Source organism: Acetobacter sp. DmW_043 (genome assembly GCF_002153485.1).
In the GTDB taxonomy this organism is placed as follows: domain Bacteria; phylum Pseudomonadota; class Alphaproteobacteria; order Acetobacterales; family Acetobacteraceae; genus Acetobacter; species Acetobacter thailandicus.
In genome coordinates, this window is the sequence record NZ_JOMN01000027.1 from 181,706 (window position 1) to 197,118 (window position 15,413).

Below are 15,413 nucleotides of genomic sequence, written 5' to 3' on the forward strand. Positions count from 1 at the left end.
GAGTGTTGATGATTTTTAAAAAGAGTGTGCTTACCGGATGTCGGAGCCATAAAAAATGGATGGCAGTTGCCGGTCTGAGCATAGCACTCGGCTTTTCTGATCCGCAGTCTGCATGGTCGCAGTCTGAAAAAATGACACTGAGTTACCATGTGTTTGTTCATGGTATGCATGTACTGAATGTTAATACGTCTTATGCACTGGGCAGCGAGCAGTACAGTATTGATATGCATATGAAAACTTCAGGTTTTCTAAGCTGGTTTATGAAAACAGATATGCTGATGAAGGCACGCGGACGCTTCGTCGGTATGGCTGCTGAGCCTGAAACTTTTGAGATGCATCGTGAAACCAGTGACAAGGCTGACACGAAAAACATTATTTATAAAAATAAAATACCTGAGTTGCAGTCTCCGAACCCGGCTAAAGAACTTCCGTCAGCGAAGCAGCGTAAAGGTGCGCTTGACGCGATGTCTATGCTTATACAGTTACTTCATCAGGTCAGGGCGACGCATCGTTGCGATAGCAGTAACAGGATTTTTGATGGCACCCGTCATCTGAGCATATTTACCGCGCGTACAGCAGGAGAACAAAAAATTCCATCTGCCGGGCCATTTCGCTGGGGGAAGACCGCACTGCGCTGTGATTTTAGCTGGCAGGTTATTAAAAGCTTTAAAGACGATGGTAACCCCGGAGAACTGGAAAAGCCCCAGGCAGGCAGTATCTGGTTTGAACAGATTGATAATATGGGGCTTGTTGCCATTCGTTTTGAGCTGACGACTGCAACAATGGGGCAAATTAATATGTTGCTGAATAAAACACCTAAATATCAGCCCTGACTCCCGCTGACAGGGAAGGCAGAGAAAAGAAAATTTTCTCTGCCTTTTGTAATTATTCCACAGTAACAGACTTTGCCAGGTTACGAGGCTGATCGACGTCTGTCCCTCTGAGCACGGCAACTTCATAAGCCAGCATCTGTACAGGAATAGTCTGCACTACAGGCGCTGTAAAATCATGCACATGCGGCAGAACAACCATTTGTTCCGCAATTGCTGAGACTCGTTCAGCTCCTTTTGTGTCAGTAAACACAAGCAGGCGTCCGCCCCGTGCTTTTGCTTCCTGCAGGTTTGACAGTGTTTTATCAAATAATGGCGTGAAAGGTGCGCTGGCAACAATCGGCACGGTGTTGTCAATCAGTGAGATCGGACCGTGTTTCATTTCACCGGCGGCATAGGCTTCGGCGTGTATGTAGGAGATCTCCTTAAGTTTTAAGGCACCCTCCATAGCAACAGGGAACATACTACCCCGGCCCAGATATAAAACATTGCTGGCATCAGCGATAATTCTGGCCATTGAGCGTATGGCATCAGCCTGAGCCAGGGCGTCAGCTGCACGGCTGGGCAGGTCAAGCAGGGCTGTTACCAGCTCTTCTTCTCCGGCGGCATCCAGCGTGCCACGACTGCGGGCTACAGCAATGGTCAGGCAGGCCAGTACGGTGAGCTGAGCTGTAAACGCTTTTGTTGAGGCGACAGAAATCTCCGGGCCGGCTGCGGTGCCAAGAACAGCATCACTCTCACGGGCCATGGTGCTGTGCTCAACATTAAGCACTGACAGGATATGCGCTGAGTTCTGACGCAGAGTGCGCAGGGCGGCCAGGGTATCTGCCGTCTCACCTGACTGAGAAATCAGTAATCCCAGAGAGCCTTTTGTGAGGGGAGGGTCGCGGTAGCGCAGCTCGCTGGCAATATCGATGTCAACGGGCAGGCGGGCAACGCTCTCAAGCCAGAAACGGCCAACCATAGCCGCATAGAAGGCAGAGCCACATGCTGTCATAACCGCACGGGGCACTTCAGCCAGGTTGCAGGGCAGCTCAGGCAAAACAACCTGGCGTGTGGCCGGGTCAATCATACGCTGCAGGGTCTGACCAATAACCAGCGGGTGTTCATGGAGTTCTTTTTCCATGAAGTGCTGATAACCGTCTTTGCCAATTGCGCCTGAGGTCAGAGCCGCAATTTTTTCTTCACGCTCGACCGGCTCTCCGTCAAAGGTCATAAATTGTGCGCCGGCGGGGGTAATGACAACGCAATCCCCATCCTGCATGTAAGTGATACGGCGGGTCAGAGGTGCCAGGGCAAGAGAGTCAGAGCCCAGAAACATCTCGTCATCACCATAGCCCACTGCGAGGGGTGCGCTATGGCAGGCACCAATCATCAGGCCGTCATGTTCTGCAAAAATGACAGCAATGGCATACGCCCCTTCAAGGCGTTTCAGGCTTTTAAGCACAGATTCTTTCGGGGTGTGCCCCTGTGATAAATATAAGTCGATGAGCCGAGCTATTGTTTCACTGTCAGTTTCTGTTTCAAAAACAACACCTTCGGCTTCAAGCTCGTGGCGCAGCGTTTCGAAATTCTCGATGATTCCGTTATGCACGATGGCAACCCGGTCTGTGCCATGGGGGTGGGCGTTTGATGTTGTCGGCGCACCATGCGTGGCCCAGCGGGTGTGGCCAATGCCTGTAGTGCCGGCAAGAGGTTTTTCTTCAAGCAGAAGGCCCAGATTGTCGAGTTTACCAGCTGCGCGCCGCCGACTTATTTTTCCGTCAACCAGGGTGGCGATACCCGCAGAATCATATCCGCGATATTCAAGCCGTCTCAGACCTTCGAAAACAATCGGGGTGGCATGTCGGAGACCAGTAACACCGCATATTCCGCACATCAGCCATTTCCTTTTTTATTTTTTAAAGCGGTTTTCAGTTTTTTTCCAAGCCCGGGTTTATTGACCTGTTTTGCACGTGCCAGTGCCAGGGCGTCGGGTGGAATATCGTTTGTGATTGTGCTGCCGGCAGCGATTAAAGAATCAGACCCGACAGTGAGCGGAGCTACCAGTATCGCGTTAGAGCCAACAAACACATCATCACCAATAGTCGTTTTATGTTTGGAGGCACCATCATAGTTGCAGGTAATGGTACCAGCTCCGATATTGGTGCGCGTGCCAACAGAGGTGTCACCAAGATAAGTCAGGTGGTTTGCTTTGCTGCCTTTGCCAATCACAGAATTTTTGATTTCGACAAAGTTGCCGATATGTGCCTCTTCGCCAATCTGTGCTCCGGGGCGCAGGCGGGCATAAGGACCAACAATAGCGGCGGACTGTACTTCGCATCCCTCCAGATGACTGAATGCGCGGATCTCGGCGCCGCTGCGCACGGTCACACCCGGGCCAAACACAACATTGGGTTCAATCAGCACATCAGCTTCAAGAACAGTATCTGTGCAGAGGAAAACAGTTTCAGGTGCGACAAGCGTGACACCCTTCTCCATGGCATGCAGTCTCAGACGTTGCTGCAGTGCGGCTTCAGCTTCAGCCAGTTCAGCGCGGGAGTTAATGCCACGAAGCTCACTTTCAGCTGCCTCGACGCTTTTGACAGAGACACCCTCCCTGACGGCAAGCCCGACAACATCTGTCAGGTAATATTCCTGTTTCGCATTTGTATTTTTAACCTCTTTCAGCCAGCGACGAAAATCCTGCGCCTTTGCACAGAGCACACCTGCGTTGCACAGGTTAACAGCACGTTCCTCTGGTGTTGCATCGGCCCACTCGACAATTTTCTGCACGTTGTGAGACTGAGCTGATGTGATAACGCGGCCATAACGCCCGGGTTGAGCAGGGCGCATAGCCAGCAGGGCAAGGCCTGTATCAGATTTGCGGCTTTCCGTTAACAGACGGGAAAGTGTGTCGGAGGAAATCAGGGGGTTGTCAGCATAAAGAACGGCAACATCACCGTCTCCAAACAGGGCTTCTGCCTGCAGTGCTGCGTGTGCGGTGCCAAGCCGTTCGTTTTGTACAATAACGGCATGTGGTGCGGCCAGCTGTTCAACCTCAGGCATGTCAGGGCCGACAACGACAACAAGTTTGTCAAAAACCCGGGCAGCACTGTCGATCAGGTGTGCCAGCATCGGGCGGCCGGCAAGCCTTTGCATGGCTTTTGGACGGGAGGACTGCATGCGGGTTCCACGCCCTGCAGCGAGCAGAACAGCGGTAGCGGGACGGGGGGAGGAAGATGATGTCATGACAGGATTCCGGTAGGCTAACCTCAGCGTTCTGTCAAACTCAGAACGTGTTTTGACAAAGTCATAGTTATGACATTCTCCTTATAGGGTATTTAAAAGAACTGGAGGAGTCATGTCTGTAAAACTTGCGGTGTTTGATATGGATGGCACCCTGATCGATTCATTACCTGACCTGGCAGACTGCGCTCGTCAGCTCCTCTCTTCTTACAGCTTTCCTGAGGTCACTGACACAGAGGTGCGCGCAATGATTGGTAACGGCGTAGCAGCTCTTGTTGAGCGTCTGCTTGCATCGGCACTCAGAAAAGGAGCTGATGTCGGTTCGATCAGCCCTGCAGAGGCCTGTGAGCGTTTTATGGAGTTTTATACTCCACGGGCAACACGGTATTCCCGCCTTTTCCCCGGAACTGAAGAAACGCTGAAAACCATGCGTGCTCAGGGCTGGCGTCTGGCTGTGTGCACCAATAAACCTGAGGTCGCTGCTCTGGCTATTCTGGAGCGGTTTGGTTTGTTCGAGTTGTTTAGTTGTGTCGGAGGTGGAGATAGTTTTCCAGCCAGAAAGCCTGATCCGGTCCATTTGCTCGGTACAATTAAAAAGGCTGATGGCACGCCGGAGCAGAGTGTGATGATAGGCGATATGTCACCAGATCTGATTGCCGCCCGTAGTGCCGGTTGTCGCTCTTTATTTGCTGCATGGGGTTATGGCGGCCCGGAACTTGCAGAAATGGCTGACATGCAGGTAGCTGATATGCACGATGTGCCCAAAGCGGCAGAGCAGCTGCTGGCCGGATCAGTTTAAAAATCTGACGCCAGCAGGCCCTGCTAAAGTCAGGGTCTGCTCTCGCGCAGAAGCCGCTCTGTCAGTATCAGGTCGGCTGGTTTGTCGACATCGACGGCAGCTCTGCCATCATTAAGGCAGACAAGCTCAGCCTGTGCACCGGTCATTTTTTTCAGACGGGCATATAAAGCCGCCCGGCTAAGCTGTTTGCACAGCGCGCGTATAAGAGTGAAAACACCTAAAAGCCAGGCAATGCGGAGGGGATGTTTGCGGTTTTTCTCTATGTGTTGCCACAGCTTTACGATATTCGCAGAGCGGCCGGAGCGTAAGAGAAACAGATTGCAGCCTGAAAAAGACAAGTCTGACAGGTGAATAAAAGTACGCTTTGTGAGCGGAACATCCCGCAGGACATTGTCTTTCGCGGCAACGGCGACTGAAAGATCAGCTGCCGGACTGGCTTTGTTGAGAAATTCCGTTATCCATTCAGGGCGCAGCAACGCATTATCCGCTGTGGTCACGAGTAAAGGAGCCCCCAGTTCTCTGAGGCCGGCCATTACGCTGGCACTTGGTCCTTCAGGACGGGCGGCGATAATATCCGTATCCGGGAGCACAACCTCTTTCAGCACATCAGCATTATCAATACAGACAACAATGCGTCCCACCTCGGGAGTATTGCGTAATGTGCTGATAACGCGTGAAATCATGGGGATGCCATCAACTGGCAGTATCGCTTTGTGCGACACTCCGGCAGCCTGTGCCATAGGGTCAGCCACCCCTGGCCGTGTGCCGGCCAGAATGAGTGCGCAGATTTTAGCAGTATCAGCACTCATGCCGCATTCCGGCGGTTACTATCGTTTTTTTCGGTTTTGGGGCGGGCACCATCGGGGCGGTCACGGGGAGGGGAGCCTGTCAGGTCCATCACCCAGGGATAATGCTTCGCTTCCTGAAGGTCATAGCCAAGATTAAACACAGTCGGGCTGCGCGGGCGTGCTTTTGCATCAAGATAGAAGCTGCCCATAACACGATCGACAACGTAGCTTGTGATGCCGAAATTACCATCTTCATCATGAAAATGGTGCAGCACATGATAGGCTTTCATACGCTGAATCCAGGCGGCCCGGGGTTTATAGTTCAGATGCTGAATGCAGTGAAAAAACTCATAAATGCAGGTTATGGTAATGCCGGCACCAAATGCAGCGGCTGAGCATCCCCAGCTACCAATCATATATCCGATAGGAATGGTAATGATAGCAATGGTCGGCAGCGTGGTCATAGGGGAGCCAAACAGAACATCGAGCAGATGAGGGTCCTGATGGTGATCAAAGTGGATACGTTTCCACAATGCTGATGTTGCACGAATTTTATAAAGTACCCGCCCGTGCAGAACAAAGCGATGAAGCAGATACCACACCACGGGGTAAACCAGCATGACAGCAACAACGGCACATAGTGTGTGTAGCCAGCCTGCAAAGAAATGTGCTGAAATCGCGACATTTGCGATGATCAGTGCAAAATACAGAAGAATGGTAGGGTAAGTCAGATAAGCTATCCAGAGCTGCCTGAGGTTCATTTTCCCCAGATCAAAGCTACGACCTGTTCTCAGGCTCGCATTGTTTAGCGTTCCACTCATTTTGTTTCATTCCTCAGAAGAGCTGTCATAGCTCCCAGTGTAAAAATAATCAGTCCGGGTATAGTTGCGACCGGAGGGGGTAAAAGACCAGCATTCCCCATGGCGCGTAATAAGCCCTGTAAAATTACGAACAGTAACCCGGAGGCAAGACACCACACTGGTGTCCAGCTTCTTATTCCCGTCCGTGGGGGAATATGGATAACCGGCATCGTAATTAACAGTAATACGAGCAAAGTCATCGGCCTTAAAAAGCGCTCCAGCAACCCGCCCTGCAAATAACCGGGGCTGGCATCTGACGGCAGACGGCCGCGTAACATGCCAAGAATTGTGCCTGATGAGAGAGGTGGGTTACTAACGGAGAGTCTGATAAAATCTTTAGGCAGCAATGGGATATCCCATGTTTGCTCAGGCTGTTCGGGTAAAGTCACAGCTGTCGTGGCTTTTACTTCAACGCGGGTTATGTGCCTCAGCGTCCAGCCAGTTACGTGGGTATAATCAGCATTTTTTGCATGTGTCACATATTGTAACAAACCCTGCGGAGTGCGTGAGTAGATATCGATTCCCTGTAATGCATTGCCGCCATCAGCGACATAAGAGACGCGGGTTAATGTGTCTTTTCCACGAAACCAGAAAAAATGTCCGTCCTCAGGGTGCGGGTTAGTACGATTCCACCATGCGGTAAGAGCCTGCTCCGACCGGGGTGTTATCTGGTCATCAAGCGCGATGCCAAGAACGCCGACGATAAGAACCGCGGGTATAAGATTTTTATACAGACCAATCATCGACAGGCCGGATGCCTGAAGAATAGCCATCTCGCTCGAGAGAGTCATTTGCGTCAGTGTCAGGAGACTGCCGATGAGCACGCTGAGAGGGAGTGTGCTGGAGAGTAAAAACGGTAGTCGCATACCTGCGTAGGTAAGGATACCTGAAATACCAAGATGTCTCTGCAGAATAGGAGTGGTCTGTTCCAGCAGGGCCAGAATTTCAAGCAGGCCGACCAGTGCGGCAGCACATATCAGAACGCGGGAGAGTAGCATTCCCGAAAGATAGCGCAGCAGCACAAATCGATTATTACGTTCGATTTTGCTCACGGCTGTTCTTTCAGTGGTGCGGAAGCTTCAGGTTTACGAAACCAGAGTGCTTTTGCTGTGAGCAGCAGGCCTGACTTTGAAGCCAGAAGGGCTGAGCAGCCGATAATAAACAAAAATGAGGGCAGCCACGTCATTAAGTAAGGGGAAGCATTTTTTGTGTCTACAAGACTGTGACCAAACTGCAGAATATGGTCAAAACCCACAAGTATCAGGAAGGCAATAATCAGACCACTGGTATTGCGCTGACGTTTGCGTACGATAGCCAGAGCAGCAGCAAGAGCCGGAATGAAGGGGATGGTTATACTGCGTGCCAGCCTGAAATGAAGTTCTGCGCGCAGGCTTGAGAAGGGTATCTGCGTATCCTGCCTGACCATATGACGAATAAGTTCATGTGATGTCAGCTCCCGCTCATCGTCGCCTCGTTTGCGGAACGGAGATATGTGAGACGCTTCAACCAGCAGACGTGTTGCATGATCGAACGTTGTCAGGGTTGGCGCTCCTGTTTCCGGAATTGTCAGGATTTCACCATCCTGCAAGTCAATTTCCACAGAATCATCATTCGTTGTCAGGCGGATCTGTCCATTTTTGGCAGTAATATCTCTTTCTTTATGGCCTGACATATCTCTGATGAAAACTTTTTTTAGTCGCGACCCGGCAAGATCAACATGGTCTGCGACAATGGTAATATTGGGAGAGGGACTGGCAAAAACACCAGACTGAAGACGAGGTGCCCACCCGGTATGACTGGCAATATAGAGCGACTGACGAAAATCGTAGCGCGCATATGGCTGGATAAAGCCATAAAGTAAAAAGGATATACACCCAAGGAGCAGGCCCAGTTGCATAAGAGGGCGTGTCAGGCGAATCAAAGACATGCCGCTGCTGTTTATCGCATCAATCTCCTCATTCTGGCTCATGCGTCGTACAACGGTGAAGACACTGACGCAGAGTGCAGCCGGTATGGCCAGCCCCAGATAATGAGGGGTGAGAGTTGTCAGCAGTCCCAGAAAGGTAAAAAGATGATTGTTACCTGCGGCAAGAAGGTTGAACAAAGCGAGTAAACGCTCAAGAAGCAGCGCGATCATAACAACCGACAGAGCCAGAAAAAAAGGAGGCAGTGTCTGAGTAATCAGATAGCGGTCCATCGTAGTTGGCCGCAGATGTGCTTTTATCTTATGTACGAACGGCAATGAGAGCATGAGAGATCTTACGTCGATCAGGAAAAAAAAGGAACGGCATGAAACGAATAGTTGTAGTGTTGCGCCGCTTTGGTGCGGCCCTCAGGCTCTTGCGTTCTTAACTCCGGCTCTGAGATCGTTAGAGGAGTAGGCTATATAATACGACATACTGTCTGAAAGCTATAGTGGCGCAGCAAAACAGATGACCTCTTCTGGTCTTTTTCCGGCTTTGTGTACTGGTGACAAAGCAGGGAGGTTATACACCTGCGTTAATGCACAGGATTGAGACATAATCGTGACGCAGAAAGACGTAAGTGCAGAGAGCAGCAGCGTAATGCGTAATGCATTTGTGTAAACAGCATGTGACAAGAGTGACAACTCAGACTATACCACCGTCTCCAGCCGAGGCATAAGGCATCGGTGTTCATTCTGTGAATGTATGAGAATTTATGTGCCTTGTAGTTTCGCGTTAATCCACAATCCTCAGAGCAGACGCAACGTAAAGACAGGGCTGAGTGCTTCTGACGTGCTGCGTGCTTTACCAGATCTGCTGTTCTGTGCCCCTGAGACAGAAGCCGCTTTAGTTGCAGCTCTGGCAGATATTGCTCCGCGTAAAATCAAATATCTGATTGTCGATGGCGGAGATGGTACAGTCAGTAAGGTGCTGAGCGTAATGCATGCATCAGGCTGGCCGAAAGAGGAATGGCCTGTTCTTATTGTTTTGCCATCAGGCAATACAAACCTGGTCGCAGAGGATGTGGGTTTTGGCCTGAGAGGTGAGGCAGCATTAAAGCAGCTTGCACTCCTCGCTCAGGGGCAGATGAATAAATGCTCAGTTGTGCGCAGGCGCCCTCTGGTGGTTTCGTGGCCGGATGGCTCTCATGTTTCCGTCCTTGGTTTTTTCGGAGGGCTGGGTGCTTTTACACGCGGTATCGAAATAGCTCATCGCCCTGGATTTCTTAAAACCTTCTCCCATGAAGCGGCTGTTATCTGCGCATTTTTACTCACAGTATTAAAGTTACTGGCGCCTCATTCACGTAAAAAATGGCTCGATGGTTCAGCTGTTGATGTCACGCTTGATGGCGTGCCAGCAGAAAGCAAAAGACATTTTCTGATGTTGTTTACGGCGCTTCGCCGCTTCCCTCATGGTGTCTGGCCATTCTGGCAAAGATCAGATTCGGCTGAGCAGGGGGTAGTTTATCTCGATGTTGCAGCACATCCTGAACGTCTGACGACAGCAGTGTTTAACCTGTTGCGTAATCGTATTCCTTCATGGATCCGTCAGAGCCCGTCATATAACAGTGGTCTGGCTGATAAAATCTCACTCAGAGGAGAGCCGTTACTGGTTCTGGACGGAGAAATTCTGCAAACCTCTCCGGAGGGAGGTTTTGAAATTGAGGCAGGACCAGAAGTTTCTTTTCTTCAGTTCAGCAAAAAGGACGACTGAAAGTGAGGCAGAACGTCTCAGGGTTGCCTGATTATATCAAGCAGGAGCTTTCTGAACCTGTCCCGGAGGAAGTGAGCAGGTTTGTTCAGAGCCTCGTTAAGCAGGGTAACCCTCTCGCGGTCATATTTTATGGATCAGGTTTAAGAGGGGGGATCCAGGACGACACGCTGCTTGATTTTTATATCGTTCTCAATCGTCAGGCAGACTGGCCGCGATCTTTTCTGGCCAGGTCTGGTAATGCCATACTGCCTCCTAATGTTGAATATCATGAAATTCCTGTAGCGGGCCGTATGCTCAGGGCAAAAATTGCTTTTGTTACGCTGGCTCAGCTTCGGCACCAAACTGGTTTTTCAACGCTGGATACAACAGTATGGGCACGTTTTTCGCAGCCTGTCAGGCTGGTGTGGGTAAGAGATAAACAGGCTGAATCTGCTGTTTGTACATGTATAACGCGTGCTGTTGTCACAGCGTCGCGCTGGGCCGCTTTTATGGGGCCTGTTCATGGTGGGGATGCCCTGAGTTTCTGGAAAGCTCTGTACCAGAAAACGTATCAGACAGAATTACGTGTTGAAAAAGCCAGCCGTGGTGCTGGTATTGTTGAGACATACCCCAGGCGTTATGCCGAATTGCTCGTGCCATGCTGGGAGGCTGCAGGTGTTAAGTTTACACAGGCAGGTGAGGGGCTTTCACCCTGTTTCTCAGCGCAGGAGCGGCATAAGCTTGAGCAAAAATGGCGGCTAAGAACCGCTTTTGGTAAACCGCTTAATATCGCCAGGCTTATAAAGGCAGCTTTTACATTTACTGGCGGAGCACGTTACGCTGCGTGGAAAATTGAGCGCCACAGCGGTATAAAAGTGCCGCTTACACCATTTATGGAAAAGCACCCTCTGATTTGTGGCGTACCGTTGCTGATACGCCTGTGGCAGAAGGGTGCATTTCAGAGGAATGTCCGCTCGTAGTGCTCAGGAGAGCACTGAACATTCCCTGGCAACAGATGCAAAAACCTCAAGAGCTTTATCAATCTGAGCCGGAGTATGTGTTGCCATAACAGAGCAACGCAGTAATGGACGGTTGTCAGGCGTGGCAGGTGGCAGAGAAAGGTTTACATACACGCCTTCCTCAAGCAGCCGGTTCCACATTGTAATAGCCTGGCCCAGTGTTTCCAGGGTTACGGCTACGACAGGGCTAACCTGTTTACTTGCATTCAGGCCGATACGATGCAGGCCGCCATGCAGACGTTTTGCATTGTCCATCAGCTGGGTACGCAATTCAGGATGTGCCTTCATCTCATCAAGAGCCGTCATGGTTGCGGCAATGACTTCAGGGGGCAGAGAGGCCGTGAACATGTAAGGGCGGCAGTTTACGCGAATAAGATCCATCTCAGGGTGGTCTGATACGCAGTAGCCGCCAACGGTACCAAGGCTTTTAGAGAATGTTCCGGCAATAAAATCGACATCTTTCTCAACGCCGGCAGCTTCCGCGACGCCAAGGCCGTTTTCACCGATAACGCCAAAAGAGTGTGCTTCATCAACCAGAAGGTAAGAATCAGTTTCACGCTTAACAGCAGCAAATTCAGCAACCGGGGCAATGTTGCCGGTCATTGAATAGATGCCTTCTACAACAACCAGTTTTGCTCCTGGTGTTCCTTCGAGGCGTTTGAGACGTTTATGAAGATCATCAGGGTCGTTATGACGAAAGCGAATAACCTGAGCAGTGCTCAGACGGCTGCCATCATAGATACTGGCATGACTGTCGGCATCTAGCAGCAGGTAGTCTTCTTTGCCAGCCAGAGCCGAGATAATACCCAGATTTGCCTGATATCCGGTTGAAAAAACCATGGCATCACGGCGGTTGAAATGGGAGGCTATCTGCACCTCGAGCTGACGATGAAGAGACTGCGTGCCGTTGGCAATGCGTGAACCCGTAGTGCCAACACCATATTTCGCAGCAGCATCCTGTGCAGCTTTAACAGCGTTTTGTGACTGACTAAGACCGAGATAGTTATTCGTGCCAAACAGTAACGTTTCACGATTTTCGATCACGCCAACAGTTGAAGATACAACTTTCTCGATGACCACGCCAAACGGGTTACGGCCACCGCTTTCTATCAGGCCGCCAAGGGCGCTGGCAGTGCCGCTGAATTTGGCAAAAATAGAAGACATTTACGCTCAGCCTTTATTTTGCAGGTCAACGATGCACTTAGCAAGGTCATCGACAGTTCTTACGTCTGCCAGCTTATCCAGGGGAACAGAGACGTCGAGCGTATCTTCGATTTCCATGACGAAATTCATAACGGCAAGCGAATCAAAGGCGAGATCTTCCATGATCTTACAATCGCCGTTGATGTCACGTGGCACTTTAGGGTTATCGAGCAGCTTCTGAATGATAAGTGCTGAAACGCTATCAACTGTTTCGCTCATAGTCGAATTATCCTTAGAAAACGAAAGAACGGACGCAACCTGCTTGTCTGCGCGCGGTAACATTCAGAGAAACAAGGCGGGTTATATCAGCTGCGCACCGTTTGTAAAAGGCTATTGCTGAGGTGTGAATTCTCCGTTGAGAAACATCGTGCGTGCTTTGGCACGGGTCAGTTTGCCGGATGATGTCTGTGGCAGAGCCCGTGGGGGCACCAGGGTGACGGCAACATCAAGTCCGTGGAGCCTGCGGAAAAGGCTGACAGCTTCGGACTGAAGAGCTGCACGTTTTTCCGGGTCTGTTGCGCGGCACTGGATGAGGGCGACAATGTGCTCTTTATTATCTTTTTCAACGGCAAAGACCGCAACATCATTGCTACGCAGAGCCTGCAGATGAGTTTCTGCCGACCACTCCAGATCCTGAGGCCAGATATTACGTGCGTTAATGATAATCAGGTCTTTGGCGCGCCCGGTAACAACAACCTGCCCGTTAAGCATATAGCCAAGGTCACCGGTATTAAGCCATTTCTGCTCATCAAGAACGTTTCTTGTTTCTTCAGGGTGGCGGTAATAACCATCCATCAGGCTAGGGCCGTGAACAAAGATGGTGCCCACTTTACGGTCTGGCAGAGCTTCTCCGTTCTGGTCGCGTACTTCCATTGCGTGCCCGGGCAATACTCTGCCACACAACACGAAGGTTCGTGTTGTGGTGCTGGTATGTGTCGGAGGAGTGGCGACACCCTCGCTTTCAAGAATATCCAGGTCAATGGTATCGGTTTCGATGCCAGTGCCAAGTGGAGCAAAACTGATAGCCAGAGTCGTCTCTGCCATGCCGTAGCTGGCTTCAAATGAGTGTGCGTCAAAGCCGGCAGGGGCAAAACACTCCGCAAATTCAGCCAGTACGTGCGGACGAATCATATCGCCGCCAATTCCAGCAACACGCCAGCTTGAGAGGTCGAGCCCGGCTGCGGGAGCACGACGTGCGCAAAGCTCATAACCGAATGACGGACTGTAAGACAACGTGCCGCGGTTACGGCTGATCAGGTCAAGCCAGACGTGAGGCCGGCGTGCAAACTCGCGCGTTGGCAGCAGATCAACAGTAAGCTGACAGGTCATAGGCGTGAGAAAGAAGCCTACCAGGCCCATATCATGATAAAGCGGAAGCCATGAAACACAGCGATCGCCGGTCTGGCGCACCTGGAGGCCATCACGTGCGATAGACATAGCATTTGCCATACCAGAACGCTGACTGACACAAACTCCCATAGGGAAACGGGTGCTGCCTGAGGAAAACTGAAGATAAGAAAGAGCTTCGGTTTCAATTTCAGGTAAGGCTGTGTCAAAAGCCGGACGGTCGAAGAGTTCAGTCGGTGAACCGGCAAAAACCAGATCGAGACCGCCGATAATATCACTGGTCCAGTCAGCAATGACATCTGGTATAATAACAGCTTTGGCTTCAGCGCTGCTGATCATGCCGCGGAGTGTCGCCAGGTATGCTTCTTTACCTGCAAATGCAACGGGCAGGGGAAGCGGGGCAGCAACAAGCCCGGCATACTGACATCCAAAGAAAATACGGGCAAAATCACCATCGCTGTCAGCGATAATAGCGACTTTGTCGCCAGGTTTCAGGCCTGTTCCTAAAAGGCGCTGAGCGGTCTGAACAGCCTGGTTGCGCAATTTCTTATAGGGCAGGGCTTCCAGCAGTAAGCCTTTGCCTGAGTATATATTGAGGCCTGCTTCCCCCTGAGCTGCATAGTCAAGTGCGGCTGGGAAGGTAGGAAAATCTCCATACCGACGTGGCTGGCCAGAACTGGAAGGAACCGGCTGCAACGATTCATCATTGTGGAGTGAAGGTGCAGAGTTCATCAGGGTCATCAGTTGGCCATTCGAAGAAAATTAACTGGTAAATCACCCCTGACATAAGGGGCGTAGTCCGCTTCCTGTAAGATCGAACGTGAGGCCTATATAGTCTTTTTGTGATTTTACGAAAGTATCATGTTCGTAAAATGCTGGCCCAATAAGAATTTTTTATGAAACTTCACAAGGGAGAATATCATTTAATGCATTGTAATATATAGATTTTCTTCTCAAATCTGAAGAATTTTTCATCGGTTAAGAAAAACATACGCACGCTTGTGAAAGTCAGATAATCAGTTCTGGAGCGAAATTTTGAGGTCACTCATCGTATTATTAAAGAAGTATTTTTTTATGCCTTATATTAATGTGGGAGGAGCCTGACATCTGCTTTCTTACGATGCAACTCAAAATTAGCTTTTCGTAAAACACTTTCCCATTAAAGAGGCGGGGGAGGGGCAATAACCTGGCTCAGGACTCTTTTTGAGACGTAGAAGGTGGTGATAGTCTGGGTTACGAAAGGCTATGTAGTTTTATTGCTGTCATAGCCTCTGCCTCCGATAGCTCTTTTGTCTTGTCGGCAAGAGCTGCCTGCAGAACATCCGCTCTTCTGACGTTACTGATCTGATCCTTTAACCGATAAAAGCTCTCCGCAGCTCCTGATCACCGCACACAACGTGAAGTTTTGAGTTTAGCCCGCTTTGGTGCCTGTTCACTCCCTTTAAAGCCAGAGGAGAGGTTGTCCGGTGTGCTTTGAGAAGCTTCGCATCACTCATTATGCGCTTTGAACGGGCGGCCTGCTTTATCAGCGTGGCGAATATGTGGCCAAAGACACTAAGGCGGCGGCCTCATCTGATGAAACGAAGGCAACTCATTGAAAAATATAGAAAAAATAAGAATTTGAAATTTTCATGATTTTTTTAATTTTTATGATTGACGTTACGGTTTTGTGTCTGTAGAAGG

The 15,413-nt window shown here is 50.4% G+C and carries 13 protein-coding genes; 4 read left to right on the plus strand and 9 right to left on the minus strand.

The genetic code is table 11. From position 1 onward, the window contains the following. Window positions 1-8 precede the first annotated feature (8 nt). Window positions 9-833 carry a DUF3108 domain-containing protein gene (locus HK11_RS09110; protein ID WP_086555020.1) on the plus strand — a complete coding sequence of 275 codons (825 nt, stop codon included), beginning with the start codon at window positions 9-11 and terminating at the stop codon, window positions 831-833. A gap of 52 nt (window positions 834-885) precedes the next feature. Here the strand turns inward: HK11_RS09110 and glmS are convergent, their stop codons facing one another. Further along, window positions 886-2,709, minus strand: coding sequence for a glutamine--fructose-6-phosphate transaminase (isomerizing) (gene glmS / locus HK11_RS09115; protein ID WP_086555021.1), 1,824 nt, complete (start codon window positions 2,707-2,709; stop codon window positions 886-888). Further along, window positions 2,709-4,061 (minus strand): bifunctional UDP-N-acetylglucosamine diphosphorylase/glucosamine-1-phosphate N-acetyltransferase GlmU, encoded by a 1,353-nt coding sequence (glmU, locus tag HK11_RS09120; RefSeq protein ID WP_086555022.1) that lies wholly within the window; start codon window positions 4,059-4,061, stop codon window positions 2,709-2,711. Before glmU ends, glmS begins: the two co-directional genes overlap by 1 nt. Window positions 4,062-4,173: 112 nt before the next feature. Between glmU and HK11_RS09125 the strand changes: the two genes are divergently transcribed. Beyond that, the gene (locus HK11_RS09125) at window positions 4,174-4,857 is read left to right on the plus strand and encodes an HAD hydrolase-like protein (protein WP_086555023.1); all 684 of its coding nucleotides are present in this window, start codon (window positions 4,174-4,176) and stop codon (window positions 4,855-4,857) included. Window positions 4,858-4,886: 29 nt separating this feature from the next. Here HK11_RS09125 and HK11_RS09130 read toward each other — a convergent pair whose 3' ends face one another. Genes HK11_RS09130 through HK11_RS09145 form a run of 4 tightly spaced genes read right to left on the minus strand, consistent with a single transcriptional unit; the run spans window position 4,887 to window position 8,702 of the window. Continuing rightward, window positions 4,887-5,666 (minus strand): nucleotidyltransferase family protein, encoded by a 780-nt coding sequence (locus HK11_RS09130; RefSeq protein WP_086555024.1) that lies wholly within the window; start codon window positions 5,664-5,666, stop codon window positions 4,887-4,889. Continuing rightward, on the minus strand, window positions 5,663-6,466 hold the full coding sequence (locus tag HK11_RS09135; RefSeq protein ID WP_086555025.1) for a sterol desaturase family protein: 804 nt from the start codon (window positions 6,464-6,466) through the stop codon (window positions 5,663-5,665). The genes HK11_RS09130 and HK11_RS09135 overlap by 4 nt, the downstream gene beginning before the upstream one ends. Then, complete coding sequence (locus HK11_RS09140; RefSeq protein ID WP_086555058.1) at window positions 6,463-7,503, minus strand: LptF/LptG family permease; 1,041 nt, start codon at window positions 7,501-7,503, stop codon at window positions 6,463-6,465. Before HK11_RS09140 ends, HK11_RS09135 begins: the two co-directional genes overlap by 4 nt. A gap of 50 nt (window positions 7,504-7,553) precedes the next feature. Continuing rightward, the gene (locus HK11_RS09145; protein ID WP_233127764.1) at window positions 7,554-8,702 is read right to left on the minus strand and encodes an LptF/LptG family permease; all 1,149 of its coding nucleotides are present in this window, start codon (window positions 8,700-8,702) and stop codon (window positions 7,554-7,556) included. Window positions 8,703-9,186: 484 nt separating this feature from the next. Here HK11_RS09145 and HK11_RS09150 point away from each other — a divergent pair, with 484 nt between their 5' ends. Both HK11_RS09150 and HK11_RS09155 read left to right on the plus strand, forming a co-directional pair. After that, the gene (locus tag HK11_RS09150) at window positions 9,187-10,182 is read left to right on the plus strand and encodes a diacylglycerol kinase family protein (protein ID WP_233133403.1); all 996 of its coding nucleotides are present in this window, start codon (window positions 9,187-9,189) and stop codon (window positions 10,180-10,182) included. 2 nt (window positions 10,183-10,184) lie between these two features. Continuing rightward, window positions 10,185-11,141 (plus strand): hypothetical protein, encoded by a 957-nt coding sequence (locus tag HK11_RS09155; RefSeq protein WP_233133404.1) that lies wholly within the window; start codon window positions 10,185-10,187, stop codon window positions 11,139-11,141. Between the two features lie 3 nt (window positions 11,142-11,144). Here HK11_RS09155 and spt read toward each other — a convergent pair whose 3' ends face one another. The 3 genes from spt to HK11_RS09170 all read right to left on the minus strand — a co-directional run bounded on the left by spt (window position 11,145) and on the right by HK11_RS09170 (window position 14,471). After that, complete coding sequence (gene spt / locus HK11_RS09160; protein ID WP_086555029.1) at window positions 11,145-12,344, minus strand: serine palmitoyltransferase; 1,200 nt, start codon at window positions 12,342-12,344, stop codon at window positions 11,145-11,147. A 6-nt stretch (window positions 12,345-12,350) separates the two neighbouring features. Beyond that, the gene (locus HK11_RS09165; RefSeq protein WP_086555030.1) at window positions 12,351-12,602 is read right to left on the minus strand and encodes an acyl carrier protein; all 252 of its coding nucleotides are present in this window, start codon (window positions 12,600-12,602) and stop codon (window positions 12,351-12,353) included. 111 nt (window positions 12,603-12,713) lie between these two features. Beyond that, entirely contained in the window at window positions 12,714-14,471 is a 1,758-nt protein-coding gene (locus tag HK11_RS09170; protein WP_086555031.1) for a fatty acyl-AMP ligase, read from the minus strand. Window positions 14,472-15,413: the final 942 nt, after the last annotated feature.

Coding starts and splice junctions, on each gene's coding strand:
- HK11_RS09110 (WP_086555020.1), top strand. CDS start 9: ATGATTTTTAAAAAGAGTGTGCTTACCGGATGTCGGAGCCATAAAAAA.
- glmS (WP_086555021.1), bottom strand. CDS start 2,709: ATGTGCGGAATATGCGGTGTTACTGGTCTCCGACATGCCACCCCGATT.
- glmU (WP_086555022.1), bottom strand. CDS start 4,061: ATGACATCATCTTCCTCCCCCCGTCCCGCTACCGCTGTTCTGCTCGCT.
- HK11_RS09125 (WP_086555023.1), top strand. CDS start 4,174: ATGTCTGTAAAACTTGCGGTGTTTGATATGGATGGCACCCTGATCGAT.
- HK11_RS09130 (WP_086555024.1), bottom strand. CDS start 5,666: ATGAGTGCTGATACTGCTAAAATCTGCGCACTCATTCTGGCCGGCACA.
- HK11_RS09135 (WP_086555025.1), bottom strand. CDS start 6,466: ATGAGTGGAACGCTAAACAATGCGAGCCTGAGAACAGGTCGTAGCTTT.
- HK11_RS09140 (WP_086555058.1), bottom strand. CDS start 7,503: ATGCTACTCTCCCGCGTTCTGATATGTGCTGCCGCACTGGTCGGCCTG.
- HK11_RS09145 (WP_233127764.1), bottom strand. CDS start 8,702: ATGGACCGCTATCTGATTACTCAGACACTGCCTCCTTTTTTTCTGGCT.
- spt (WP_086555029.1), bottom strand. CDS start 12,344: ATGTCTTCTATTTTTGCCAAATTCAGCGGCACTGCCAGCGCCCTTGGC.
- HK11_RS09165 (WP_086555030.1), bottom strand. CDS start 12,602: ATGAGCGAAACAGTTGATAGCGTTTCAGCACTTATCATTCAGAAGCTG.
- HK11_RS09170 (WP_086555031.1), bottom strand. CDS start 14,471: ATGACCCTGATGAACTCTGCACCTTCACTCCACAATGATGAATCGTTG.